The organism is Mycobacterium sp. (assembly GCF_035633495.1).
Lineage (GTDB): Bacteria > Actinomycetota > Actinomycetes > Mycobacteriales > Mycobacteriaceae > Mycobacterium.
On sequence record NZ_DASQEU010000024.1, the window covers coordinates 50,552 to 75,958 of the forward strand.

Annotated in this window: 18 protein-coding genes and 3 pseudogenes; 13 read left to right on the forward strand and 8 right to left on the reverse strand. The window is 65.9% G+C overall.

The window, feature by feature from the left end:
• Positions 1-9: 9 nt before the first annotated feature.
• Genes VET27_RS04920 through fabG form a run of 4 tightly spaced genes read right to left on the reverse strand, consistent with a single transcriptional unit; the run spans position 10 to position 3,863 of the window.
• On the reverse strand, positions 10-723 hold the full coding sequence (locus VET27_RS04920; RefSeq protein ID WP_526515700.1) for a GntR family transcriptional regulator: 714 nt from the start codon (positions 721-723) through the stop codon (positions 10-12).
• Complete coding sequence (locus VET27_RS04925) at positions 707-1,900, reverse strand: acyl-CoA dehydrogenase family protein (protein WP_526515702.1); 1,194 nt, start codon at positions 1,898-1,900, stop codon at positions 707-709. The genes VET27_RS04920 and VET27_RS04925 overlap by 17 nt, the downstream gene beginning before the upstream one ends.
• Entirely contained in the window at positions 1,897-3,123 is a 1,227-nt protein-coding gene (locus VET27_RS04930) for a thiolase family protein (protein ID WP_526515704.1), read from the reverse strand. Before VET27_RS04930 ends, VET27_RS04925 begins: the two co-directional genes overlap by 4 nt.
• Positions 3,123-3,863: a 3-oxoacyl-ACP reductase FabG gene (gene fabG / locus VET27_RS04935; protein WP_526515706.1), complete on the reverse strand. Its 741-nt coding sequence runs from the start codon at positions 3,861-3,863 to the stop codon at positions 3,123-3,125. Before fabG ends, VET27_RS04930 begins: the two co-directional genes overlap by 1 nt.
• A 95-nt stretch (positions 3,864-3,958) precedes the next feature.
• Between fabG and VET27_RS04940 the strand changes: the two are divergent.
• Positions 3,959-5,140, forward strand: a pseudogene (locus tag VET27_RS04940) (acyl-CoA dehydrogenase family protein).
• A 17-nt stretch (positions 5,141-5,157) separates the two neighbouring features.
• Here the strand turns inward: VET27_RS04940 and VET27_RS04945 are convergent.
• On the reverse strand, positions 5,158-5,610 hold the full coding sequence (locus tag VET27_RS04945; RefSeq protein ID WP_526515708.1) for a MaoC family dehydratase: 453 nt from the start codon (positions 5,608-5,610) through the stop codon (positions 5,158-5,160).
• Between the two features lie 376 nt (positions 5,611-5,986).
• Between VET27_RS04945 and VET27_RS04950 the strand changes: the two genes are divergently transcribed.
• The 3 genes from VET27_RS04950 to VET27_RS04960 are packed head-to-tail and all read left to right on the forward strand — an operon-like array spanning position 5,987 to position 10,726.
• Positions 5,987-6,727 carry a hypothetical protein gene (locus VET27_RS04950; RefSeq protein ID WP_526515710.1) on the forward strand — a complete coding sequence of 247 codons (741 nt, stop codon included), beginning with the start codon at positions 5,987-5,989 and terminating at the stop codon, positions 6,725-6,727.
• A complete protein-coding gene (locus VET27_RS04955) occupies positions 6,724-8,865 on the forward strand; it encodes an Rv1355c family protein (RefSeq protein ID WP_526515712.1) in 2,142 nt (713 codons plus the stop codon). The genes VET27_RS04950 and VET27_RS04955 overlap by 4 nt, the downstream gene beginning before the upstream one ends.
• A 4-nt stretch (positions 8,866-8,869) precedes the next feature.
• Positions 8,870-10,726 carry a bifunctional diguanylate cyclase/phosphodiesterase gene (locus VET27_RS04960; RefSeq protein WP_526515714.1) on the forward strand — a complete coding sequence of 619 codons (1,857 nt, stop codon included), beginning with the start codon at positions 8,870-8,872 and terminating at the stop codon, positions 10,724-10,726.
• On the opposite strand, the gene VET27_RS04965 is transcribed toward VET27_RS04960, so the two are convergent.
• Complete coding sequence (locus VET27_RS04965; protein ID WP_526515716.1) at positions 10,673-11,605, reverse strand: hypothetical protein; 933 nt, start codon at positions 11,603-11,605, stop codon at positions 10,673-10,675. The genes VET27_RS04960 and VET27_RS04965 overlap by 54 nt on opposite strands.
• Positions 11,606-12,818: 1,213 nt before the next feature.
• On the opposite strand from VET27_RS04965, the gene VET27_RS04970 reads away from it, so the two are divergent.
• From VET27_RS04970 to VET27_RS05005, 8 genes and pseudogenes are all read left to right on the forward strand, one after another.
• Positions 12,819-13,472 (forward strand): ScbR family autoregulator-binding transcription factor, encoded by a 654-nt coding sequence (locus VET27_RS04970; RefSeq protein ID WP_526515718.1) that lies wholly within the window; start codon positions 12,819-12,821, stop codon positions 13,470-13,472.
• A gap of 105 nt (positions 13,473-13,577) precedes the next feature.
• On the forward strand, positions 13,578-14,810 hold the full coding sequence (locus VET27_RS04975) for an acyl-CoA dehydrogenase family protein (RefSeq protein WP_526515720.1): 1,233 nt from the start codon (positions 13,578-13,580) through the stop codon (positions 14,808-14,810).
• The gene (locus VET27_RS04980; protein ID WP_526515722.1) at positions 14,811-15,935 is read left to right on the forward strand and encodes an acyl-CoA dehydrogenase family protein; all 1,125 of its coding nucleotides are present in this window, start codon (positions 14,811-14,813) and stop codon (positions 15,933-15,935) included.
• Positions 15,932-16,816 (forward strand): EamA family transporter, encoded by an 885-nt coding sequence (locus tag VET27_RS04985; RefSeq protein ID WP_526515724.1) that lies wholly within the window; start codon positions 15,932-15,934, stop codon positions 16,814-16,816. The genes VET27_RS04980 and VET27_RS04985 overlap by 4 nt, the downstream gene beginning before the upstream one ends.
• A gap of 154 nt (positions 16,817-16,970) precedes the next feature.
• Entirely contained in the window at positions 16,971-17,555 is a 585-nt protein-coding gene (locus VET27_RS04990) for a TetR family transcriptional regulator (protein ID WP_526515726.1), read from the forward strand.
• Complete coding sequence (locus VET27_RS04995) at positions 17,552-19,834, forward strand: molybdopterin-dependent oxidoreductase (RefSeq protein WP_526515728.1); 2,283 nt, start codon at positions 17,552-17,554, stop codon at positions 19,832-19,834. The genes VET27_RS04990 and VET27_RS04995 overlap by 4 nt, the downstream gene beginning before the upstream one ends.
• A pseudogene (locus VET27_RS05000) lies at positions 19,818-21,016 on the forward strand (thiolase family protein). Before VET27_RS04995 ends, VET27_RS05000 begins: the two are co-directional and overlap by 17 nt.
• Before the next feature lie 23 nt (positions 21,017-21,039).
• Positions 21,040-21,432 (forward strand): Zn-ribbon domain-containing OB-fold protein, encoded by a 393-nt coding sequence (locus tag VET27_RS05005; protein ID WP_526515750.1) that lies wholly within the window; start codon positions 21,040-21,042, stop codon positions 21,430-21,432.
• 293 nt (positions 21,433-21,725) lie between these two features.
• Here VET27_RS05005 and VET27_RS05010 read toward each other — a convergent pair.
• Positions 21,726-22,476: pseudogene (locus VET27_RS05010) on the reverse strand (adenylate/guanylate cyclase domain-containing protein).
• Between the two features lie 103 nt (positions 22,477-22,579).
• A complete protein-coding gene (locus tag VET27_RS05015) occupies positions 22,580-24,340 on the reverse strand; it encodes an N-acyl-D-amino-acid deacylase family protein (RefSeq protein ID WP_526515730.1) in 1,761 nt (586 codons plus the stop codon).
• Between the two features lie 142 nt (positions 24,341-24,482).
• Here VET27_RS05015 and VET27_RS05020 point away from each other — a divergent pair, with 142 nt between their 5' ends.
• Entirely contained in the window at positions 24,483-25,385 is a 903-nt protein-coding gene (locus VET27_RS05020; RefSeq protein WP_526515732.1) for a hypothetical protein, read from the forward strand.
• Positions 25,386-25,407: the final 22 nt, after the last annotated feature.

Here is a 25,407-nt window from a genome sequence, read left to right on the forward strand (position 1 = left end):
GCGGCGCGATCACGACCCCGACGCAGAATTCGGCACAGCGGCGGCTTCCACGATGACCCCGCGCTCGACGAGATGCTCGGTCAGCGGCGCCACGCCGATGGTGAAGTGCTCGGCCATCGCCATCCGCGCCCGGCCGGCGTCGCGCCGTTCGAACGCGGCGATGACACGGCGATGGTCCCTGGTCGACTGCTTGGGCCACCCTGACAGTGTCGGGAAGACCGACTCGGGCGCGTATCGCGTGATGCCGGACATGAACTGGGTCAGCTTCGGCGAGTCCGCTGCCACGTTGATCAGTCGGTGGAATTCGTGATTCAGCCGCACGGTGCGGTCCAGGTCGCCGCCGGCATAGGCCTCCTCCAGCTCGTCCTGAATGACCCGCAACGCCGAGAGCTGCTCATCAGTGATGTTCTCCGCCGCACGCGCCGCCAACTCGCCGCCGATGAAGGCCTGCACGATGGCGACGTCGGCCATGTCTCTGGCCGTCAGCTCGAGCACCATGAAGCCCCGCCGCGGCTGCTGCACCAACAGTCCCTCGGCACAGAGGTTGAGAAGGGCCTCGCGCACGGGCGTCACGCTGATGCCGAGTTCGACCGCGAGCTGATCGAGTCGCAGATACTCCCCGGCACGATAGGTGCCGTCGAAGATCCGCCTTCGGACGTAGCGGGCGACGTCGTCGGACAGTTGCGGTCGGGCTGCGAACCCGGGATCAGAGCTGATACTCACGCAACAGGCTCTTGCTGATGATCGTCTTTTGAATCTCGCTGGTGCCCTCGCCGATCAACAGGAACGGGGCATCGCGCATCAGCCGCTCGATCTCGTACTCCTTGGAGTAGCCGTACCCACCGTGGATGCGGAAGCTCTGTTCGGTGACTTCCGAGCAGTACTCGCTGGCAAGGTATTTCGCCATCCCGGCCGCCACGTCATTGCGCTCGCCGGAGTCCTTCAGACGCGCCGCGTTGACCATCATCAGATGGGCGGCTTCGACCTTGGTGGCCATCTCCGCGAGTTGGAAGGCAATGGCCTGGTGTTCGGCGATCGGCTTGCCGAACGTGCTGCGCTGCTGCGCGTAGCGGATGGCGAGCTCGAAGGCCCTAATGCCCACCCCGCACGCCCGCGCCGACACGTTGACGCGACCGACCTCGACACCGTCCATCATCTGGAAGAAGCCCTGCCCGGGCAGTTCACCAAGCACGTCGGCATCGTCTGCGTGATATCCGTCGAAGACCAACTCGGTGGTGTCGATGCCCTTGTAGCCCAACTTGTCGAGCTTCCCGGGAATGACCAGTCCCGGCAGCACCTCACCGAAGCCGGCCGGCTTCTCGATCAGGAAGGCGGTGAGATTGCGGTGCGGCTTGTCCGCTCCCTCATCGGTCTTCACCAGCGCCGCAACGAGAGTGGAGCTGCCACCATTGGTCAGCCACATCTTCTGGCCGTTGATCGTGTAACCGCCGTTCGCGTCGCGGACGGCCTTCGTGCGGATGGCGGCGACGTCGGAGCCAAGCTCTGGCTCGGACATCGAGAACGCGCCACGAACCTCACCGGTCGCCATCCGCGGCAGGAAGCGCTGCTTCTGTTCATCGGTACCGTGCTGGCGGATCATGTACGCGACGATGAAGTGCGTGTTGATGACGCCTGACACGCTCATCCAGCCGCGCGCCAACTCTTCGACGCACAGGGCGTAGGTGAGCAGTGACTCCCCTAGGCCCCCGTACTCCTCGGGGATCATCAGCCCGAACAGGCCCATCTCGGACATCTTGTCGACGATGGCCTGGGGGTATTCGTCGGCGTGCTCGAGCGCCTGAGCGTGCGGAATGACCTCCTTGTCCACGAACTTCCGTACAGTGGCGACGATCTCAGCCTGAATCTCGGTCAGCCCGGCCGTCTGCGCGAGTCTGGTCATGCTCCAACCCTTTCGAAGACGGCGGCCAGTCCTTGACCCCCGCCGATACACATGGTCTCCAGCCCGTACCGGGCGTCACGCCGGTGAAGTTCCCGTGCGAGCGTCGCGAGCATCCGCCCTCCGGTGGCCCCCACGGGATGGCCGAGCGAGATGCCCGAGCCCTGGACGTTGGTGCGATCCAGATCCGTCGAGGTGAACTTCCACTCCCGCATCACCGCCAGCGCCTGCGCGGCGAACGCCTCATTCAGTTCGATGAGATCAATCTCGGCCAGCGTCAGGCCCGCCTTGGCCAGGGCCAGCTCCGTCGCCGGGACGGGGCCGATGCCCATGACGTTCGGCGGCACTCCCGCGACGCCCCAGGAGACCAGCCGCACCAGGGGCCTCAGCCCCAGCTCGGCGGCCTTCTCCGCGGTGGCCACGATGCACATGGAGGCCGCGTCGTTCTGACCGCTGGCATTGCCCGCCGTCACGGTGGACTCCGGATCCTGCTTGCCAAGAAGGGGTTTGAGCTTACTCAGCGACTCCACCGAGGTGTCCGCACGAGGATGCTCATCGGTGTCGATCACCGTTTCATTCCGGGCGGCACCTTGCCGCATGGTGACCGTGACCGGGATGATCTGGTCGGCCAGTAGGCCGTCCTTCTGCGCGGCCACGGCGCGACGGTGCGAGGTGACGGCCAACTCGTCCTGCTCCTCGCGCGGAATTCCGTACTGCCTGCGCAGGTTCTCGGCGGTTTCGATCATGCCGCCGGGCACCGGGTAGTCACGGCCGCCTGCGGTGGTCCGGCCGCGGTTCAGCGCGTCGTGCACCTTCACCCCGCCGCGTGATCCACCCCAGCGCATGTCAGTCGAGTGAAAAACCACGTTGCTCATGGATTCCGCGCCGCCCGCGACGACCAGGTCGTTCTGCCCAGTGGCCACCTGCATGCACGCCTGGATGACGGCCTGCAGGCCCGATCCGCAGCGCCGATCGAGTTGCATGCCCGGCACCGTCACCGGCAAGCCGGCGTCGAGCGCGACGACGCGGCCGATCGCGGGCGCCTCCATGCTCGGATAGCAGTGCCCCAGGATGACGTCCTGAACGGCATCGGGCGCGATACCCGTGCGCGCCAGCAGCCCCTTCAACGCCGCGACGCCAAGGTCGACGGCGGTCAAGGACTTGAACATGCCGCCGTAGCGGCCGATCGGGGTCCGGACCGGTTCGCAAATCACCGCGGTAGTCATCAGATATGCCTGCCGCCAGTCACTTCGAGCACCGTGCCGGTCATGTACGACGACAGGTCCGAGGCGAGGAAGAGCGCGACCTTGGCGACCTCCGCGGGCTCACCGGCGCGGGCCATCGGTATCTCAGCCAACTTGGCGTCCCAGATCCGTTGCGGCATGGCCTCTGTCATCGCCGAGCGGATCAGACCCGGTTGAATGGCGTTGATCCGCACGCCGAGATGCGCGACCTCCTTGGCCGCCGCCTTGGTCAGGCCGACGATGCCCGCCTTGGCAGCGGAGTAGTTGGTCTGGCCGATGAGGCCCACCTTGCCCGAGATCGACGAGATGTTGACGATCGCTCCGCTCTTGTTCTCCCGCATGACGTCTGCGGCCTTGCGGGTGCCGTTCCAGGTGCCCTTGAGGTGCACTGAGATGACCTGATCGAACTGCTCCTCGGTCATCTTGCGCATGGTGGCATCCCGCGTGATGCCCGCGTTGTTGACCATGACGTCGAGGCCCCCGAACGTGTCCACCGCCGCCGCGATGAGTGCTTCGACCTCGACGGCGTTCGTCACGTCGCAGCGCACCGCCGTCGCCACCTCGCGCCCGCCCAGCTTCTCGACCGCCGCCTCGGTGGCGGCCAGGTCGAGATCACCGAGCACCACCCGTGCGCCCTCGGCGACGAAGCACTCGGCGATCGCGAAGCCGATCCCCTGCGCGCCGCCGGTGACCACCGCGGTCCGTCCCTCGAGCAATGGCATCTGGTGCCCGTCCCTTCCTCGGCCTCCTGGTTCCAACATAAAATATGATATTTCTTGTATCAAACCATCCCCTCCCCGTCATGAGAAACCCGCGCATGGCAGACCCCGCCGTCGGCAGCCAGGTGAGCGATCAGGACTTCCGGGACATCCTCGACGCAACGCGCGACTTCGTCCGCTCCGTGGTGATGCCCCGCGAGTTGGAGATCATGAACGGGAACGGGGTGCCCGATGACATCCGCGAGCAGACGAAGAAGGATGGGGCTCTTTGGCTATGCGATCCCGCAGGAGTGGGGTGGGCTCGGCCTGAACATCGCCCAGGACGTCGAGCTGGCCTTGGAGTTCGGCTACACGACGCTGGCCCTGCGGTCGATGTTCGGGACCAACAACGGCATCGCCGGCCAGGTTCTGGTCGGCTTCGGCACCGATGGGCAGAAGGCACGCTGGCTGGAGGGGATCGCGTCGGGTGACGTCGTCGCGTCGTTCGCCCTGACCGAGCCGGGTGCGGGATCGAATCCAGCAGGGTTGCGCACCAAGGCCGTTCGCGACGGAGACGAGTGGGTGATCACCGGACGCAAGCAGTACATCACCAACGCGCCGACGGCCAACCTCTTCATCGTCTTCGCCCGCACCCGTCCCGCTGATGCTACGGCCCTGGCATCGCGGTGTTCCTGGTGCCCGCCGACGCCGCCGGCGTGGAGGTCGGTGCCAAGGACGCCAAGATGGGTCAGGAAGGCGCCTGGACCTCCGACGTCATCCTCGAGGAAGTGCGGGTAAGCGACGATGCGCTCATCGGCGGGTCCGTCGACGTGGGTTACCGGGCCGCCATGACCTCCTTGGCTAGGGGCCGCATCCACATCGCCGCACTTTCTGTCGGCGCCGCTCAGCGCGCCCTCGACGAGTCGGTCGCCTACGCCGCCACGGCGACCCAGGGGGGCACGCCGATCGGCAACTTCCAACTCGTCCAGGCGATGATCGCCAACATGCAAACCGGGGTGATGGCGGGCCGCGCACTGGTGCGCGATGCTGCCAGAATGTGGCTCACCGGCGAGGATCGCCGCATCGCGCCGTCGACCGCGAAGCTGTTCTGCACCGAGATGGTCGGCCGGGTCGCCGATCTCGCGGTCCAAGTTCACGGCGGCGCAGGGTACATGCGTGACGTCCCCGTCGAGAGGATCTATCGGGACGTGCGACTGCTACGGCTCTACGAGGGCACCAGTGAGATCCAGCGCCTCATCATCGGCGGCGGGCTCGTCAAGGCGGCCCAGCGGGAGCCGTAGCAATCAGCGCGCCAAGATCAGGCCAGGTAGCGGACGATCGACTCCGCCACCGCGGCCGGCTTGGCCGAGTCCTCGATCTCGACGGTGATCGTCGTGGTGGCCTGTACCGCCCCCTCGAGTTGGTTGATCGCCGTGATCTCGCCACGCGCGCGAATCTTCGCGCCCACCTTCACCGGCGTGATGAACCGCACCTTGTTGTAGCCGTAGTTGACGGCCAGCGCGACGTTGTCGACCCGGTAGAGCTGGTGGGAGAAGTGCGGCAGCAACGAAAGTGTGAGCAAACCATGCGCGATAGTGGCACCGAACGGTCCGCCGGCTGCCCGCTCGGGGTCGACGTGGATCCACTGGTGGTCGTCGGTGGCCTCGGCGAAGAGGTTCACGCGGTCTTGGCTGATCTCCATCCAGTCCGTGGGTCCGAGTTGGCTGCCAAGTGCTGCCGCAAAATCGTTTAGATCGCTGAAAACCTTCACGTTCGCTCCTCTCACAGGGCCGTGACCAAGAAATGCGGCCGGTATTGTTCCTCCATCGCCGACCAGGTCATAACAATGACATAGATGCGCAATAATTTGCCTGCGATTGGCCAGCTATTCGCCACGGAACCTATCAGATGCCGACAACCTGCACAGATGTTAATTAACCGCCATTGCCGAAATTGACCTCTGGTTAGCCGATCATCATGCCAGCTAAACGGCGGACTACTTGACTTCAGAAAACATCCGAATCCTAGCTGGGAACGCGCGATCGTGGGACTGATACTTGTTTCGCGACACCTATCACCCCCCACTGGAATGACCGCGGCCAGCGACGACTTCACACCTCTCCGGCTGCCCTACGAATGAGGCCTGAATGCACCCCCAACCGCTCGAATTCGGATACTGGGCCGACTGCGCACTCTCCGAGAACATCAGTTGGTGGGACGCCGAGGCCGACTGCACAATGGTGGTGTCGCGGCCCGACGTGGATCGCACGCTATGGGAGGAGTACCTCCGTGGCGCCGAGCAAAGCTACCGCCGCCACGGCGTCGAACGGGCGATCGACGTCGCCGCCATCGCGGACGGTACAGACACCGCGATGTTCTGGGTGACTCTCGACTCTTCGGGACGGGTGATCGGCGGCCTTCGCGCCAAGGGACCTCTCGTGTCGGCCGACGACTCCCACGCGACGGTCGAGTGGTCCGGACAGCCGGGGCTTCCCGCCGTGCGCAAGATGATCGAAGACCGCATTCCTTTCGGCGTCCTCGAAATGAAGGCCGCCTGGATAGCCGACGATCGGGAGACCGCGCGGCGGCTGTCCAGAGCGTTGGCGCGCAGTGGTTTTCATGCCATGGCACTAATGGGCATACAGTTCTGTATGGCGACCTCGGCCCCATACATACTGGACAGCTGGCGCACGTCGGGAGGGGTGGTGGCACCGATCGCCGCCACGCCGTATCCCGACGAGCGATACCGCACCAAGATGATGTGGTGGGATCAGCGGACGTTCGCCAACCATGCCGAGCCGCATCAAGTCTCGAAGATTCTTCAGGAGATGACGCTGGCGTCGGCGCAGCTGTCCGCCCAGGTTTCGGACTGGGCAATCGCACGGTGATCGGATTCGACGACGCCGCGCCGGAATCCGCTCGGGTGCTGGACGCAACAGTCGGCGAAGATGCCCAACTGCTGGCACGGCTGCGGGCAGATCCCGTGATCGACTACGTCGACTCTTGGGCCGCGCAGAACGCGGCGCTGGAGCGGATGGAGGTAATCGAGCCCGACATCCTCGAGGAGTCACCCCGTTTCGCCTACTACCCATGGCGTCGCACGGTGGTGAAGATCCTCGGGCCCAGGTCGTTCCGTCGACTCCGGCTGGACCGCAACCGGAATCTCATCACCACTGACGAACAGGACCGTCTCGGGCGCTTGTGCATCGGCCTCATCGGGCTGAGCGCGGGCCACGTCATCGCACACACCCTCGCCATGCAGGGCCTGTGCGGCGAGTTGCGACTGGCCGACTTCGACCATCTCGAACTGTCCAATCTCAACCGGGTACCGGCAGGCGTGTTCGATCTAGGGCTGAAGAAGACCACCGTCGCAGCCCGCAGAATCGCCGAGTTGGAGCCCTATCTGAAGGTGCGGACGATGGCCGCCGGAGTGACGTCGGACGGCATCGACGGATTTCTCGACGGTCTTGACGTCGTGATCGAGGAATGCGACTCGCTGGACGTCAAGGCACTCGTCCGACAGCGGTCGCGGGTCCGTCGGCTGCCCGTGCTCATGGCGACCAGCGACCGCGGCATGATCGACGTGGAGCGGTTCGACCTGGAACCGGATCGGCCAATCTTCCACGGCATGCTTGGTGACGTCGACACCATCGAACTGGCGGGATTGAGCGGTCCCGAAAAGATCCCCTACGTCATGAGGCTCATCGAGGTCGGTGGTTTGTCTGCGCGAGCGGCCGCATCGCTGCTCGAAGTGGGAAATACCCTGTCGACCTGGCCGCAGCTGGCCGGTGACGTGACATTGGGCGCAGGCGCCGTAACTGAGGCGGTGCGCAGAATCGGCTTGTGCGAACCGCTTTCGTCCGGTCGGATTCGCCTCGACGTCGGCGGCGCCTTCGACCGAATCGAGTCACCGCCCATCGGGACCGCCGGGGCCACGGAGCACTGCGAAATCGTGGAATACGAGCAACCCGTCGATCTCGTCGGGTCCGTCATGGCCGCCGCTGCACGCGCACCATCAGGTGGCAACGTCCAACCATGGACCATCGCGGCGACGCACAACGCCGTCACGATCCAGTTGGCACCCGAGCGCACGTCAACGATCGACGTCAAGCTGCGCGGCAGCGCCGTAGCGGTCGGCGCCGCGGCGTACAACGCCCGCGTGGCCGCAGCGGCCCATGGCGCCGTAGGCCAGGTGGAGTACACGGAGTCCGCGGGGACGTCCCCGCTGACGGCACGGGTACGACTGGGCGAAGGCACCGACGACGCCCTGGCAGCCTGGTACAGCGCCATGCTGCGTCGCGAGACCAACCGCAACCAAGGCACGGGTGGGGCGTTACCCGAAGGCGTCACCGAAGAGCTGGTCGCAACCGCGCACCGGGAAGGCGCTCGCCTTCGGGTGCTCACCTCGCGTGCCGACGTCGACGAGATCGCCGACGTCTTCGCCGCGGCAGACCGCATCCGCTACCTGACTCCGCGACTGCACGAGGAGATGATCTCCGAGATGAGATGGCCAGAGGATGGGGACCCCGATTCCGGCATCGACGTGCGGAGCCTGGAACTCGGTCCCGGTGGCGACCTGGCGCTGGAGATCCTGCGGCGTCCCGAGGTGATGGCGGAGTTGTCGGTCTGGCGGAGCGGTGCGATTCTCGGCGCCGACACCGCCGCGGGACTCTCGGCGAGCTCGGCCGTAGCGGTCGTCTGCGTTCGAGGCCACGACCTCGTCGACTACGCGCGCGGTGGAGCGGCGGTCGAGGCGACGTGGATCGCCGCGCAGGAGCTCGGCTTGGCAGTCCAGCCGATCTCGCCACCCTTCCTCTACGCCACCAACGACGAGGATCTGCAAGACGTGTCGCCCAAGCACGCCGAGGAACTGGCGGAGCTGCAAGCACGGTTCCGCACGGTGGCTGGGATCTCAGACAATCTCGAGGAAGCACTGGTCCTAGTACTGCGCCTGTCGGTCGCGGCACCCGCCACGGTTCGGAGCCGCCGACGCGCCGTCAAGATCGACGTACCGCCGTTACGCTGATCCAATGCCCGCGGAAACTTCGCCCCTGAGCCTGGACCGATTGGTGACCACGGTCGCCGTCCGACTCATGGCGGCGAACGGGGCGACCTCCGTCATCGTGTCGCAAGAGATCCTCGCGGTCCTCGTGAAGTACTTCGATGTCGACGTCAGTTTTCTGCGCTACAACGACCACACCATCCGGGCGTCGACCCTGGTCACGGAGTGGCCGCCGCGTTCGGGCATCCCCGATCCCGATCCGCTGAAGATCGTCTTCTTCGAAGACGCCGATCCCGTTTTCGCGTTTGCAGAGACCTCCAAGAAGCCGATGGTGTTCCGCCCCGACAACGAGGACTATCAGAAGCGGATCGAGGAGGGGCGCAGCATTTCCGAGACGTCGATGGCGGCTGCGCCGCTTGTGTCGGGCGATCTAACGACGGGAGTGCTGGGCTTCGTGAAGTTCGGCGACAGGGAGTGGAAGCCCGCGGAACTCAACGCGCTGGAGGCCATTGCGTCGTTGTTCGCCCAGGTGCAGGCCCGCGTGCAGGCGGAGGAGCGCCTGCGCTATCTCGCTGAACACGACGATCTCACGGGCCTGCAGAATCGGCGCGCGCTGATCGACCATCTCGACGCCAGACTTGACGCCGGCCGCCCCGGCCCCGTGTCCGCGCTGTATCTGGACCTCGATCGCCTGAAGACCATCAACGATTATCTCGGCCACAATGTCGGGGACTGGTTCATCCGGGTGCTCGCCGAGCGGCTTCAACGGGAAACCGGGGATGCGTGCGTCATCGCGCGACTCGGAGGCGACGAATTCGTCGTGACACCCGCCGCACCGATGTCCAGTACAGAGGCCGAACAGCTCGCGAACCGGTTGCTGGCGCTGCTTCGCGAACGCGTCCCGATCGACGGCGAGATGCTGACCAGGACCGTCAGCATCGGTGTCGCCCTCGGCACCCCAGGCCGGGACACCACCTCGGATCTGCTTCGTCGGGCCGATCAGGCGGTGCTCGCCGCCAAGGCGGCCGGCGGCAATCAGATCGCCGTGTTCTCAGACGAGATGTCGCTGAAGACCGACTACCGCAACGACATCGAACTGCACCTTCGGGACGTCATCGAGGACGGCGCGTTGTTCCTGCAGTACCTCCCCGAGGTCGACATGCGCACCGGCGAGGTGCTTGCGACCGAGGCGCTGGTGCGGTGGAATCACCCCACCCGCGGGCTGTTGTCACCCGAGGTGTTCATCGCCGTCGCCGAATCCATCAACCTGGCCGGGGACTTGGGTCGCTGGGTGTTGCGGACGGCATGTGAGGAGTTTGCGAGGTGGCGAGCGCTCGGCGTCGCCGATGGGATCGTCCTGCGGGTCAACGTGTCGCCCGTCCAACTGGTGACGGACGGATTCGTGGAGTCGGTTGCCGCGGTCATGCGCGAGTTCGCCCTTGATCGCGGCTCCCTCTGCCTCGAGATCACCGAGACCGTCGTCGTTCAGGACATGGAAACCACCAGCGTCACGTTGGCGGGCCTGCGAGACGTCGGCGTCCAAGTCGCCATCGACGACTTCGGGACCGGCTTCAGCGTGCTGTCCCATCTGAAGTCACTACCGGTCGACGTCCTCAAGATCGACCGGAGTTTCGTCGCGGAGCTCGGCTCGAATCCCAACGATCTCGCGATCGTGCGTGCGGTCATCGCTCTGGCCGAAGCATTCGAGTTGGAACTGGTGGCCGAAGGCGTGGAAACCCAGATTGCCGCAATGACGCTGCTACACCACGGTTGTCACCGGGCTCAGGGATTTCTGCTTTCGCGGCCGCTGGCCGGCGAAGACATGGCCTCGCTACTGGCCAAAGGTCGTGTACCCGTGCACTTTTCCACATCGCCATCCATCTAGGGACGGCTGCCGCGCGTCGTGCATACCCTCGCGCAGTTGGCGCCGCGAACCGGTGCACGTCGGCCGGGAAGGTGCTGCAGGCTCGGTCGCCAGTAGCTCGACGCGGCTGAAGCGGCTGGCGGTCCGACCGACGAGGCAGACCTGCAGTCGTTCACCCGTGGTCAACTCGACGTGCTCGTCAACGCCCAGGTCCTGATCCCCCGACGCAAGGGTGACACCGGCTCTGGTCCGTACTGCGTAAGGACCGTCCGGGGTCGTCAGCACTACACCGACGATGACGCCTTCTTCGAATACGATTCGATCCAGAGTGCTGGCGGCTTCAACCTCGATGTCGCGCTCCCGGGCTTGCGCCGTCATCCACCGGCGCAGTGCACTCTCACCGAAGCCGTCGGCCCATTCCATTGCACCGACCGAGGTCACCTCGATCGAACCGCCGTCGTCCGACTTCATCGTGGTCGTCCGCCAGTCACACATGCTCGTGTACAGCAGTCCGTACGGCGACGCGATGCACTGCGCGGCCCATGCGGTCAACCGTGATCCCATGAACGTTTCGACACGTCCGAAGGCCTCGTCCCGTGAAAGATTGCGTGCGGTGCGGCGGGGAACGAGGGCGTCTCGAACGACATCCGCCGACTCGAGGACTCCCTCGGAGACCGCTGCCAGATACTCGTTGGTCTCGACGTCGACCGTGTCGTGAAGCAGCGCCCCCCGCTTAGCCACGATGCGCCCGCGCAGCGCGACCGGCGCCGCGTCGCCATGAAACGCCGGAGCGGCATCAGCAACCAGCACCTCGCCGCCTGCATCCACCGTCGCAATGGCGTTGGCGAGGCCACCAATGCCTGCGCCGATGACCGCGACGTCGACTTCTGTATCCCACATTGGCGTTACCCCGCGATAGCTGCTCGGATGAATGATGGGTTGCCATGGTTAGGCGGAAATGAGCTCAATAGACATATTGTGTGTGCTGCGCTCGTCATACTCTCGCACTTCGAAACACATTTTCACCGAATGTTGATTGCTGTGAGAGTGTCGAGAGGGACCTTGGAATTGACGTTGCCGTAGTCCGTGGAAGCCGTTCACAAAGTTTGCCCATCGTGGCCGAGGGCAGGATCCGTCGGCGGCGTCCGTGATCGAACGCCCGATCGGCACGATCTCGGACGAGGCACCCGTCAGCGCTGGGCGCGCAAAGCACCAGGGTCGGAACGGAAGTCACCACGCCGTGTACGTTACATACTTTTGGAATGAAATGCAGCACGAGATTTGATCGAAGGTCCGGAGCAAATTGGTTACACCGGCGACCAGTAGTCGTGGCAACCCGTCTTTCAGGCGGGAGGACTCGCCCGATCGCGGGTGAGCGCGCGAGTGACATGCGACACTCCCGGGAAATCGACTCAGCAGGCTGGAGAAAGTGGTCACCGTTCCACCAGCCGCACCAGGCGATCCGAGACCGATTCCCTCGAAGGTGAGGATGACACGACCCGGCCGCAAGATCCTGCGCGCCGCCTCACGCCAGTTCTCGGTGATGCCGTACCGCCAGTCAATCTCAACGGCATCGTCTCTTCTGCCGAAGTCACGAAGGGAATCCACTACACCCACTTCGGATCGAAACCGGCCCTGGCGACCGCACTGGCCGACTATGCCTACCTCATCGCGCCGGCGGACGTCAGCCACCACCTGACCTTGGCCGCGGTCAACCTCGTCGAATCGTTGGGCCGCTTCGACGGCCTCCAGGCCACGCTCGCGCGAAATGGTTCCAGAACTTCGCCGACATCGCCGAACGTGGCGTCGCGGAGGGCGACACATTCGACCGGACTGCCACACCGAACACGTCGCTCGCCTGCTGACCTCGCTGTACCTCGGCGTTCGGCAGACGAGTAATCTCGACGACGCTGACAAGTTCATCGGGGATTTCGAGGCAGTCCTCTTGCTAGCCCTAGCGGGCTTCGCAAAGCAGGACCGAGTCCCCTACCTGCAGGGCTTCATCAAACGACGGTCGGCACTCGCGATCAAGAATGCCGCGCCCCTGGGCGCCAACAAACTATGATCCCGTCCAACGACCGCCACCCGGATGGATCGACGGAGGTGCTGGAAAATGGTGCGCCAGGCTCGATCCGAGGCGACGCGTAGGAAGATCATCGACTCTGCAGTCGACCTGATCAACGAGATCGGTTACCCCGCAGCCGGCCTGGGTGACATCATCGAACGTGCCGAATTGACAAAGGGCGCACTGTATTACCACTTCGATTCAAAGGAAGCCCTGGCGACCGCGATCATCGAAGAGGGCTCGGACAATCTGCTCGGCGGGTTCCGCGCGGCGGGCCGATCAGGCTCCCCCGCCATGGAGAACATCATCCACGGGTCATTCGTCGTGACCGACGTGCTGAGCAGCGACAGGATCGCGCGCGCGGGGGCCCGGCTACTTCGCACCTTTGGCGGTTTCAACCCAGCAGCAAAGAAGACTTTCCAGATTCTCGTCGCCGAACTGGTGGAGCGCATCGAGATCGCCGCCGCCGAGGGCGACCTACGCCCCACGTTGAACGCGCAGACGACCGGTGCCTCGATCGTCGCCGGGGTGCTGGGGGCCGAATTGCTCTCGAGCGCGTTGGCTGACGGGGCGGACCTTCGCGCGCGCTTCGCGCGAATGTGGGAGTTGCATCTGCCCGCGATCATCGCCGACGAGTCGCTGAGCTACTACCGGGAGTTCCTCGCCCGCCAGTCGCCGCGTCAAAACCCGTCACCGCAGTAATCCGGCAGTCGTTCGGTTCGCCCGCCGGACGTACCCGCTTACGACCGTAGTTGGGTAACCAGGTTTACTGTCGCCGGTACTCGCATCGAACGACGGGGGACGACAGTGGACCTTGTGTGGTCGCCGACCGACATCGCGTTTCGCGACGAGGTGCGCACCTTCCTCGATGAGAAGCTGACACCGGAACTTCGACGGTCTGGCCGTCTGATGACCAGTGTCTACAGTGATCACGGCGCGAGCCTCGAATGGCAGCGGATCCTGCACGAACGCGGTTGGGCGGCACCGGCGTGGCCTCGTGAACACGGTGGTTGCGACTGGAGCCTCACCCAGCACTACGTCTTCAGTCGCGAGTCCACCCTCGCGGGTGCTCCATCGTTGTCGCCCATGGGAATTCGCATGGTTGCGCATGCCATCGTCAAGTACGGCACACAGGCTCAGAAGGACTACTTCCTCCCGCGCATCCTCACCGGCGAGGTGTTCTTCTGCCAGGGGTACTCCGAACCCGAGGCCGGATCCGACCTCGCCTCACTGTCGATGGCCGCGCTCGACGATGGCGACGATCTGGTGTGTACGGGGAGCAAGATTTGGACCACCCACGCCCGCGAGGCGAACTGGATGTTCGGCCTCGTCCGCACGTCTCGGATGGCCAAGAAGCAGCAGGGCATCACCTTCCTGCTCATTGACATGACCTCGCCCGGCATCCAGATCCGCCCACTGGTCATGACCTCCGGCGAGGAGATCCAGAATCAAGTCTTCTTCGACGAGGTGCGCGTCCCGAAGACCAACGTCATCGGCGACGTCGACGATGGATGGGCGGTCGCCAAGTACCTGCTCGAGTTCGAGCGGGGCGGTGGCGCTAGTGCGCCTGCCCTTCAGGTGATGGCCGAGGAGGTGACCGCAGCAGCAGCGGCCCAGCCGGGCCCCGACGGAGATCGACTCATCGACTGCCCGGCCTTCTCTCGGAAGCTCGCCGATGCCCGCATCCGCACCGACGTGTTGGAGATCCTCGAATACCGGGTGCTGGCAGCCCTCGCCGGCGGTGGCCACCCCGGCCCGGCGTCATCGATGCTCAAGATCCTCACCACCGAACTCAGTCAGACCCTCACCGAGCTGGCCATGGAGGCGGCAGGTCCGCGCGGCCGTGCCTATCAACCTCACGCGACACGACCGGGCGGGCCGATCGCCGAGTACGAGCCGCCGCCCGACAACTACGTCAGCGGCGAACCGTGGCAGGCGGTCGCTCCCCTGCGGTACTTCAACGACCGGGCGGGCTCGATTTACGCGGGCAGCAACGAAATTCAACGCAATATCCTCGCCAAGGCAGCGCTGGGGCTATAGATGGACTTCAGACTCTCCGGCGAACAAGAGATGCTTCGCAAAGGCCTCACCAAGTTCCTTGCGACGCGCTACCAACTCGAACGCAGTCGCGCTGCCGCCAAGACCGGAGCCGGCTGGCAGCCCGACATCTGGCGCGTATTCGCGGACGAACTGGGAATTCTCGGCGCCGCGTTGCCCGAAGACGTGGGCGGCAGCGGCGGGGGTCCCGTCGAGGTGATGGTGATCGCGGAGGCGCTCGGTCACGCGCTGGTCATCGAACCCTATGTGGACACCGCGGTGGTCGCCGCGGGCCTTCTACTCAGGGCCGGAGGCGAGAGGGCGGCCGATGTTCTCCAACGCATCGCCGCGGGACAGGCGATCGTTGCCCTTGCCGTAGCCGAGGAGCAGTCGGGCGACCGCTGGCTCGACGTGGCGACCACGGCACACCGCGACGGATCAGGCTGGGTGCTCAAGGGGTCCAAGATGATGGTCGTCAGCGCACCGCTCGCGACGCATCTCCTCATCACCGCGCGCTCGGAGAACGGTGTGTCACTGTTCCTCCTCGGCATCGAAGAAGTCGACTCGGGCCTCGACTTGCACAGTTATCGCACGGTAGACGATCGCCGCGCCGCCGATCTGGTCATCAAAGATCTGCGACTGCCGGCGGACGCGTTGCTCGGCCGCGAGGGCGAGGCCTGGCCATCGCTCGCCCAGGCGCGCGACGAAGGCGCCGCCGCCGTGTGCGCCGAGGCCGTCGGCGCCATGCGGCGGGTATTCGCCGACACCGTCGAATACTGCAAGCAACGTCAGCAGTTCGGGCAGCCGATCGGCAGCTTCCAGGCCTTGCAGCACCGCATGGTCGACATGCACATGGAGCTCGAACAGGCCGTCGCGGCGGTCTACCTCGCGGTGCTGAACCTCGAGGCGGACGCCGCGACGCGGGTCCGCGCGGTGTCCGCGGCCAAGGCGACGATCGGCAGGGCGGCCAGGTTCATCGGCCAGAACGCCGTGCAACTCCACGGCGGAATGGGCATGACCGAGGAGCTCTCGATCGGGCACTACTTCAAGCGGCTCACCGCCGTGCAGTACGAGTTCGGATCGACCGACCACCACGTGACGCGCTATGCGGAGCTCACCCGCGGGTGAGTCCCCGGGGTTGGCTGCTCTTCGCGGCGATGAGTGTCATCTGGGGCATTCCGTACCTGCTGATCAAGGTGGCGGTGGAAGGCGTCTCGGCGCCCGTGCTGGTTTTCGCGCGAACGGCAATCGGCGCTGCCGTACTGTTGCCGCTCGTTCTGTCCCGCGCCGCGTGGGCACCAGTGCTCACATGCTGGAAGCCGGTACTGACCTTCGCGTTCTTCGAGATCACCGCCGCCTGGCTGCTCCTGTCGGACGCCGAGCGCCAAATCTCGAGTTCGCTGACCGGACTCCTCATCGCGGCCGCACCCATCCTCGCCGCGGTGCTCGACCGGCTGACCGGTGGCGAAAGACGGTTGGGCGGTAAGCGAATCGCCGGGCTTGCCGTCGGACTGGCCGGCGTCGCGGTACTGGCCGGCCCCGAGATGACGGGAGGCAGCGCCTGGCCGGTCTCCGAAGTCCTTCTGGTGGCACTGTGTTACGCGATCGCCCCGCTGATCGCTGCCCGCTACCTCGCGGACGTCCCCACACTGCCCATGACCGCCGCCTGCCTCAGCGTCGCGGCAGCCGTGTACGTCGGACCCGCGGCCGCGACCTGGCCTACGGCGACGCCCTCGACGCGCGTCCTCGTGGCGCTGGCGACGCTCGCCGTGATCTGCACCGCCGTTGCGTTCATCGTGTTCTTCGCACTCATCCGGGAGGTCGGCGCCGCACGCGCACTGGTGTTCACCTACGTCAACCCGGCGGTAGCGCTCGCCGCGGGGGTGATCGTGCTGAATGAACCGCTCACGCCGTGGAACCTGGCCGGCCTGGCCTTGATACTCGGCGGTCTGGTACTGGCCACCCGGCGCCCTGGCCCGGCCCTCAAGACGGAGCGTACGCTGGCATAGCGAACTGGACACGTGTCTGTTTTGGTTACAGGTGGCGGCTGGCCTCTCATCCGAGCAATCCGTGGTTTTCAGCTTCGTGCCCTCAAAGTTGCTGATTCAGAACCGAGTACATCCAACGATCGCGAACACCCGACACGTCCGATAGCCTGGACACATGTCCAGCTCTGTGGTGACACACGTCACCAGGCTGCGGGATCCCCACACGCAGCGCACCCTCACGAGCCGCCGCGTCTTCGGTGCGGCCGCGGCAATGCTGGACGATTCAGCCCAGCCCGCCGTCTCCGTGCCGACACTCGCCGCGCGCGCCAGAATCGCGCCCGCCGCACTACGCGCGCACTTCCCGTCGATGGACGCGATGTACGCCGAGCTTTACCTCAACCGCGTCACCCAACTCCCGCTCGTCGTCGACCCGGTGGCGAGCATCCAGGCCCGCGTCAGCGAACAGTTGTGTGCGATCACGCTCGTCGTCGCCGACGAACCGCGCCTCGCGGTCGCCTGCACGCAGGCGCTGCTGCGCAACGACGATCCGGCGATCACGGACATCCAGTCCCGGATAGCCGCGGAGGTACGCCGCCGGCTGTCGGTGGCGCTGGGCACCGGAGCGTGGCCGGATGTCCTGGCCACCCTGGAGACGGTGTTCTGGGGCGCGCTGCTTCAAGTTCAGTCGAGCACCTTCACCTACCGCACCATGGCCAACCGACTCGACGTGATGCTGTCGTTGATCCTGCCGGAGGGTTGAGCATCGACCTGTCGGAGCACGAGGTGACGTGTCCCCTGTGCGAAGCGATGTGCGGGCTGACGGTGCGGGTGTCCAAGAACGTGGTCCAGTCCGTGCGGGGCAACCGTGACGACGTCTGGTCGCGCGGCCATTCGTGCCCAAAGGGTGTGTCGCTGGGTCAGATACACCACGATCCGGACCGACTACGACTTCCGCTCGTGAAGCGGCCCAACGGCGAGCACGTGACGGTTTCTTGGGACGACGCACTGGCCGAATCGGAGCGGGTGTTGCGGCCGGTGATCGATCGCTACGGCGCCGAGGCGATGACGGTGTATCTGGGCAACCCCGTCGCCCACAACATCGGACTGAGCCTCTACGTCGGCGCACTCATCGGCTTCGGTCAGGCGGCGGGAATGCAGGCGTACTACACGCCGGGCACCGTCGACCAGTGGCCATTGAACGTCGTCAGCGCCCTGCTGTTCGGGGGCATGTGGAACGGACCGATTCCCGACCTCGCGCACACCGATCACCTGATCATCCTCGGCGCCAACCCTTCTGCTTCCCAGGGGTCGATGTTGTCGGCACCCGACGTCATGGGCGCGCTCGGTGCCATCGCTCGACGAGGCAAGGTCGTCGTCGTCGACCCCCGCCGTACCCGGACCGCCGAGCGGGCCACCGAATGGGTGCCGATCCGCCCGGGTACCGACGCCCTCTTGCTGTTCGGAATTCTGCACACCTTGGCCGAGCACGGCTGGATCCGACGCCCCGAACACCTCCGCGACCGTGTCACCGGCTTGGACGAGGTGATCGCGCTCGCTGCGTCGTTCGCACCGGAACGGGTCGCCGAGGCCACCGGCATCTGCGCGGAGACCATCCACCGCATGGCACGCGAACTTGCGCACGCCGACAATCCCGCGCTGTACAGCAGGATCGGCGCCTGCACCCAGGAGTTCGGCACCCTGGCCACCTGGCTCGTATTCGTAGTCAACGCCGCGGTCGGCGCGCTGGACCGCAGGGGTGGCGCGGTCTTCCCGCGGCCCGCGGCGTGGTCGCAGATGTTCATGAAGCCTCCCGACCAACCCACCGACGGCTGGCAGTTCGGCCGATTCCACAGCCGCGTGCGCCACGCACCGGAGGTGTTCGGACAATTTCCGATCAGCTGCCTGGCAGAGGCGATCGACACCCCGGGCGACGGCCAGATTCACGCCCTCGTCACGGTCGCGGGGAACCCGGTCATCTCGGCCCCGGGCAGCCGCAGGCTGGCATCCGCAATGGAGACACTCGACGCGATGATCTCGGTCGACAGCTGGCTCAACGAGACCACCCGCCACACCGACGTGATCCTGCCGGGACTCTCGCCCTTGGAGCGGCCGCACTCCGACGACTTGAACTGGGCGTATTCCGTTGCGTCGTGCCTGAAGTGGTCCGAGCCAGTGTTCGAACCCTCCCCCCGGCCCGCCGAGTGGGAGCTGCTCCTCAAACTCGCGGGGTCGCTGTTCGGCACGGCGGTTCCCGACGTCGACGTGGCTGCCCTGGACGACCTCTACGTCGGCGGCTTGATCGCCACCGTGTGCACCCAGCCGAACACTCCCTTGACGGGGCGTGATCCCGCGCAAGCGCTCGCGGCACTCGCCGGCGGCGGACCTGCCCGACTGGTCGACCTCGGCATCAGGCTCGGACCGTGGGGCGACGGCCTCGGTGAGCGGCCCGGTGGACTCACTCTGCAGGCAGTCCGCGAGCAGCCCAACGGAATACGACTCGAGGAAGTCGCAGGCGGCCGGATCGACGAAATCGTCACCACCCCGTCCGGCAAGGTCGAACTGTTCCATCCACACCTGGCCGGCGACGTCACGCGGTTGGCCGCCCGGATCGACCGAGAGTCACCGGACTTCGTGCTGACCAGCCGGCGTCATCTGCGCTCGAACAACTCGTGGCTGCACAACGTCCCCGCGCTGATGCGGGGCAGAGAACGCTGCACGCTGTTGATTCACCCGGTCGACGCGGCGCGAATCGGCATCAGCACAGGCGAAGTCGCCGAAATCGCCACCTCGGAAGGTGCGCTGTCCGTGGCAGCGGAAGTCAGCGATGAGGTCATGCCCGGCGTGGTCTGCCTGCCGCACGGATGGGGCCACGGTGTCGCGGGTACCCGGCTGGACACCGCCAACGCACACCCCGGGGTGAACTCCAACCTTCTCAATCCGCCGAGCCTGATCGACGTCCCGAGCAATACCCAGGTATTGAAAGGTGTTCCGTGTTCGGTCCGAGCGAAGGAGAGCAACGGCTATGGGCCTACGGGGTAAGGCGGCGATCGTCGGCTATACCGAGTTGCCCTCGACCAAGCGTCCGCCCGGCCCGCTGGAGTTCAACCTGGAGCAGTGGGCCCGGCTGGCCGCCTCGACGATCGCCGATGCCGGCCTGGACGCCGCGGACGTCGACGGCATCTGCACCGGACACCTGCAGGAGTCACACATCTTCGTACCGTCGACGATCATCGAATACCTTGGCATCCGAGCCAATTTCGCCGAGCTCGTCGATCTCGGTGGGGCAAGTTCGGCCGCCATGGTGTGGCGAGCTGCTGCGGCGATCGAGCTCGGTATCTGCAATGCCGTGCTGTGCGTGGTGCCCGCGACGCCGCTGACGCCGGTCTCGGAGGACAAACCCGCCGACTTCGGCGACATGCTGTACCTCGGCGCCTCCAGCAACCGTTACGGCTCACCGCAGGCCGAGTTCGAGATCCCATATGGCAATCTCGGCCAGAACGGTCCTTACGGTCAGGTCGCCACCCTCTACGCGGCGACCTACGGTTACGACGAGAGGGCCATGGCCAAGATCAGCGTCGACCAGCGGGTCAACGCGAATCACACACCGGGAGCCATCTTTTCGGATGTACAAATCACTACGTGCTCAACAGCCCCGTGATCGCGTCACCGCTGCACATGCTGGAGATCGTGATGCCGGTGTTGGGTGGCGCCGCAGTGCTCGTCACGAACGCAGAGCTTGCGCGGCGCAGCCGACACCGGCCAGTGTGGGTCAAGGGTTTCGGTGAGCGCGTGCCCTACAAGACGCCCACCTATGCCGCAGACCTCCTCCAGACTCCCATGATCAGGGCGGCCGAATCTGCCTTCAGCATGGCGAATCTGGGGCCGTCGGACATGGACATGGTCTCCATCTACGACTGTTACACGATCACCGCTCTATTGAGTCTCGAGGATGCCGGCTTCTGCGAGAAGGGCACCGGCCTGCAGTTCGTCGCGAACCACGATCTGACGTTCCGCGGCGACTTCCCCATGAACACCGCGGGCGGACAGCTTGGTTACGGACAGGCTGGAACGGCAGGCGGCATGCACCACGTCTGCGATGCCACCCGGCAGATCATGGGCCGCGGCGACGAGACCCAGGTGGGCGACTGCAACCGTGCGTTCGTCTCGGGCAACGGTGGCATCCTGTCCGAACAGACGACGCTCGTCTTGGAGGGCGACTAGACGTGAGCACCAGGTCCAAGCCGATGCCGGTCCCGACACCGACCGCCCGACCGTTCTGGGATGCATTGAGCGAACACACGATCCGCATTCAGTACTCCCCGTCGACGGGACGGTACGTGTTCTATCCGCGGGTACTGGCCCCCGGCACCCTGGCCGACGACCTGGAGTGGCGCGAGATCAGCGGCGCGGGTTCGCTGTACACGTTCACCGTCAGCTACCGCCCCGTGTCACCTCACTTCGTCGATGACGTGCCGCAGATCCTTGCCATCGTTCAGTGGGACGAGGGTCCGCGATTCTCGACCGAGATCGTCAACGCCGCGCCCGAGGCCATCCGGGTGGGCATGCGGGTACGGCCGTTGTTCACCGACTACCCGGACACCGGGGTCACCATGTTGCGGTACGAACCGGCGGAGTGAGTCAACTAGGCGCGTTCACGTACAGCGTCACGTCACAGTTCGTCTCCGTGCGGGCGATGAGCGCGGCATTGGGCTCATCGACGAGGTCAACCCACTGCTCCGCCTCGGCACGGCTTCGGCCACCGGCGACATGGCGTGCGATCAATCGCGTTCGGCGCACCTCCGACGGGCAGTCGAGGTAGTACAGCCGGTCGATCTCGCCACGCCCCAGTTCCCAGGCGCCGTCCGGAGCGCCAGGTAGTTGCCCTCGGTGATCACCACCCTTGCCTCGACCGGGACGACCGGCCTGACCCTCAGGTACCGAGCGCGACGGGGAACACCTCGTACGTTCCGCTGAATCCCTTGAACTCGACGACCTCCGCACCCGTCACGGCGATGCCGTCGGCATGCCCGATCGCTTCGCGCACGACGTCACTGATCAGAATTTCGCCACCGTCGGCGTGCCCGGCGATCCGAGCCGCCATCGCGACGTTGAGACCGAACAGGTCATCCCCTCGCCGCACCGAAGCGCCCATGTGAATCCCCATGCGCACCTTGATGTTCTGCCAACGATCTGGGTTTCCGGCGAGTTCTCGCTGCACGTCGACAGCAGCGCAGGGCGCCTTCGGGATCAGCGAAGGCAAGCATGAAACCGTCGCCTGGATTCTTCACGACGTGACCGCGATCGTCGACCGACGATCGAACGAGCTGCTCGTGGCGCTGCAGCAGTTTCACCCACTCACGGTCGCCGAGTGCTTCGTTGCGCTCCGTGGAGCCTTCGATGTCGGAGAACACGACGACGACGACGTTTCCGTCGGCCGCCAACCGCGCCAGGTCGGGCCGCTCGACGCTGGCCCATCCCGCCAGATCCTCGATCGAGTTGCGTACGGTGGCACCAATTCCCCTCGCGCGCAACATCTCCGCTGTTCGCCAGGTCTTTCTGATCGCGAACGGCGCCAACCCTGGTCGCCTCCGGCGGGGCCTTGGCTGCTCGCGTCGAGCGCGTTCGAGTCGCCGTCGGGTCTCCGCGAGCCTTCGAGACGTGACGATGAGCAGGACTGTCAGCGGATGACGGCTGCGACCGCGGCTCCAAGCAGGATCGACAGAACGAGTTGCGTCACTGCGCGATGGTAGCGGCAGCGCTACAGCGGTATTCGCCTCGGCACCGCTACCTGACGCCGCGCAGCAGCCTGCCGGGCCGGGCACCGGTGTCGACGCCGTGGCGCCGGGTAACGACGCCGCCGACCACGGTGGCGTCGTATCCCCTGGCTCCCTGGATCAGACGGCGCCCGCCGGCAGGCAGGTCGTACGCCATCCGGGGCACGTCGAGTTGCAGTGCGTTCATGTCGATGACGTTGACGTCGGCCTTCTTGCCCACGGCGATCACCCCGCGGTCCCCGAGTCCGAACAGGGTGGCGGTGTCCAGGGTCTGCTTGCGCACCATGTACTCCAGGGAGAACCGTGGCCCGCGACTGCGGTCGCGGGCCCAGTGAGTCAGCAGGTAGGTCGGGTACGACGCATCGCAGATCAGACCGCAGTGCGCACCGCCGTCGGACAGACCCGAGACCGCCGCCCGGTGCGAGATCATGTCGTATATCGCGTCGTGGTTGCCCTCGGCGTAGTTGAAGAAGGGCAACATCAACAGTGCCGTCCCGTCCGACTCAAGCATCAGGTCGTACATCGTCGCCAGGGGGTCCTCACCCCGACTGCGGGCGATCGCCCCCACGGTCTTCTCGACGGTGGGCTCGTAGTCGGGCGGGTCGCCGATCGCATACAGGTTGTCGACGCTGTGCTGGATCATGGCGAAGAGCCCGTCGAACATCGGCACCGCCTGCGCGGGTAGATCCGCTTCGGACAGGATCGCCGCGCGCACCGCCGGTTCGGCGAGACGTTCTGCGAGTTCTTCGCGGGCCAGTTCGGCCTTGAGCTTGCGGAACGTGGGCCGGTGGTCGAACGCGTGATAGCCGGCGAAACCGAACAACATGCCGAACGGTCGGGCCGCGAACTGCGGATGCACCCTGATCCCGTCGTCCACGGCGGCGCCGGCGAGATCCAACTGCTTGCGCCAGAGATCCGGCTTGCCCTGTGTCTGCACCATGGCGAACGAGACTGGACGGTCGATCTCGGCAGCCAGCCGGATCATCCAGTCGACCTCGCCGAGGAGCGCGTCCGGGTGTTCCCCGGCGGTACCGTCCGGCGCCACCTCGAATACCGCCTGACCACCTGCCGCCATCGCCCGACCGAGACCGAACAGTTCATCGGCCGCCGCGTAGGTGCCCGGGACTACTTCGCCGTCGAGCGCCCGATGACCTTCCGTGCGCGACGTGGAGAATCCCAACGCTCCCGCCTCCACGGCTTCCCGAACGATGCGCGCCATCGCCGCGATGTCATCCTCGGTCGCGAGTTCGTTGCGCGCGCCGCGCTCTCCCATCGCGTAACCGCGTACCGCCCCGTGGGCGATCTGCACACCGAAATCGACGGCGAGATCACGCTTCTCGACCGTGTCCAGGTACTCGGGGAAGCTCTCCCAGCCCCAGGTGATGCCCTCGGCCAGCGCGCTGCCAGGGATGTCCTCGACGCCTTCCATCAGCTCGATCAGCCATTGCTCGCGGCCCGGACGTACCGGGGCGAATCCCACGCCGCAGTTGCCGCTCACCACCGTGGTGACACCGTGCAGGCTGGAGGGCTCCAATGTGTCGTCCCAACTGACTTGGCCGTCGTAGTGGGTGTGGATGTCCACGAAGCCCGGAGTGACGATCCGTCCCGTCGCATCGATGGTCCGCCCGGCCTCCGCCTCCAGCCCGGCATCGTCGCCGTCCCGACGACGGACCTCCACGATGCGCCCATCCTTGACGCCGATGTCCGCGCGGTACCGCTCGTCGCCGGTGCCGTCGACCACGGTCCCACCGGTGATCATCAGGTCATACATGGGGTCTCCTCGCACGAGCGGCCACGGTCCTGGTATCCATCACTACTACGAGCGTGCGACCTACGGGCTCGAATCGCGCAGGCGCCGACCATGTTGCGGCGATACTGGCTCTGATGACTGCGATCATGGATGAGAGAAGCCCGTGCTGATCGGCCTCGCGGCGGCGCTAGTCGCCTGCTTCGGGTACGGCACGGCATCGGTCCTGCAGGCCTACGGCGCGCGGAGTTCCGCCGCCGCGGACGCAGCCCGCGGCACGGGTACGTCCGTCACCGCGACCGGTGCCCCGTCCCTGGGAGCCACCATCCGCGCCGCGCTGACCCCGGCGTTCCTCGCTGGCATGGCCCTCGACGCGGTCGGTTTCGTGGGCAGCGTCGTCTCGGCTCGGCTGATTCCGCTCTTCCTGTCGCAGACGATCATGAGTGCCAACCTCGTCGTGACGGCCGTGCTCGGCGTCGTCGTGCTGGGAGTGCGCCTGCACCTGCGCGACTGGGTGGCGATCGCGGTGGTCGTCGTGTCCCTGTGCGTGCTGGGGTTCACTGCCGGTCACGTCGGTGAGGACACCTCGCCGCCTGCCATGCACTGGGGCGTGCTGGTGTTCTCGATCGTCGCCCTGCTCGGTGGGGTCGGCCTGATCCGCGTCCTGGGCGCCCGCGCCGCCGTCGCAGCCGGACTGGTCGCGGGCATCCTGTTCGGCGCCATGGCGGTAGCGGTGCGAATCGTGGATGGGGTCGATCCGCTGCGGCCCGCGGTTCTGTTGGCCGACCCGGCCGCGTGGGCAGTGGCGATCGCCGGGATTGGCGGCTTCTACCTGTTCACCGTGGCGCTGCAGATCGGTTCGGTCACCGGCGCATCCGCAGCCCTCGTCGTCGGGGAGACGGTGGTGCCTGGCATCGCCGGCGTGGTGCTGCTCGGTGACACCGCCGTACCCGGCCTGGGGTGGCTGGTGGCGGTGGCGTTCGTCGGCGCGGTCTCGGGAGCGGTCGCGGTGGCATTGTTCGGCGCTGCTGAGAACGCGCACCCCGAGCCGAGCGCCACAGCGTACTGACGATACGACGATTCTTGGAATT

Excerpts from the sequence above, each read along its gene's own strand:
- VET27_RS04925 (WP_526515702.1), bottom strand. The coding sequence starts at position 1,900 with ATGACCAGACTCGCGCAGACGGCCGGGCTGACCGAGATTCAGGCTGAG.
- VET27_RS04960 (WP_526515714.1), top strand. The coding sequence starts at position 8,870 with ATGCCCGCGGAAACTTCGCCCCTGAGCCTGGACCGATTGGTGACCACG.
- VET27_RS04970 (WP_526515718.1), top strand. The coding sequence starts at position 12,819 with ATGGTGCGCCAGGCTCGATCCGAGGCGACGCGTAGGAAGATCATCGAC.
- VET27_RS04980 (WP_526515722.1), top strand. The coding sequence starts at position 14,811 with ATGGACTTCAGACTCTCCGGCGAACAAGAGATGCTTCGCAAAGGCCTC.
- VET27_RS04990 (WP_526515726.1), top strand. The coding sequence starts at position 16,971 with ATGTCCAGCTCTGTGGTGACACACGTCACCAGGCTGCGGGATCCCCAC.
- VET27_RS04950 (WP_526515710.1), top strand. The coding sequence starts at position 5,987 with ATGCACCCCCAACCGCTCGAATTCGGATACTGGGCCGACTGCGCACTC.
- fabG (WP_526515706.1), bottom strand. The coding sequence starts at position 3,863 with ATGCCATTGCTCGAGGGACGGACCGCGGTGGTCACCGGCGGCGCGCAG.
- VET27_RS05015 (WP_526515730.1), bottom strand. The coding sequence starts at position 24,340 with ATGTATGACCTGATGATCACCGGTGGGACCGTGGTCGACGGCACCGGC.
- VET27_RS05005 (WP_526515750.1), top strand. The coding sequence starts at position 21,040 with ATGCCGGTCCCGACACCGACCGCCCGACCGTTCTGGGATGCATTGAGC.
- VET27_RS04965 (WP_526515716.1), bottom strand. The coding sequence starts at position 11,605 with ATGTGGGATACAGAAGTCGACGTCGCGGTCATCGGCGCAGGCATTGGT.
- VET27_RS04930 (WP_526515704.1), bottom strand. The coding sequence starts at position 3,123 with ATGACTACCGCGGTGATTTGCGAACCGGTCCGGACCCCGATCGGCCGC.